Origin of the sequence: Myxococcus sp. CA033 (genome assembly GCF_013336625.1) — a bacterium.
GTDB classification, from domain to species: Bacteria; Myxococcota; Myxococcia; order Myxococcales; family Myxococcaceae; genus Myxococcus; species Myxococcus llanfairpwllgwyngyllgogerychwyrndrobwllllantysiliogogogochensis.
On sequence record NZ_JABUMU010000108.1, the window covers coordinates 1 to 383 of the forward strand.

1 protein-coding gene is annotated in these 383 nt (G+C 65.0%); it reads left to right on the forward strand.

The window, feature by feature from the left end:
* Window positions 1-43: 43 nt before the first annotated feature.
* Window positions 44-383: hypothetical protein (locus HUA78_RS45850; protein WP_217442889.1), on the forward strand; the 340-nt coding region annotated here is incomplete at its 3' end.

Genomic DNA, 383 nt, shown 5'->3' on the forward strand with positions numbered 1-383 from the left:
CTGTTGGGCTGTCTCGGAAGCGGGACAACGGCATCCGGCGAACATGGTCGTCCATTCCACCGAGGAGCACGTCGTCGTCCCCGCGTTGGGTTCCATCATCGAGGGATACGTGATGCTCGTATCCAAGAACCATCGCAGCTCGGTCGCCACGCTGAAGGCGCAGCAGGCCACCCAGGTCCAGCGGGAGCTCGACTCCGTGTTGTCGGCGCTGGAGAAACAATCGGGCTCGAGCCGCTGGGTGGTTTTCGAGCATGGCACCACGCTCGACTGCGGCCTCAAGGCCTGCTGTGTCGACCACCTGCACCTGCACCTGTTGCCGGTGGACATGGATCTCGCGGCGGACCTCGCCACCCGGCTCTCGTGCGAGGCCCGGCACATCGAAG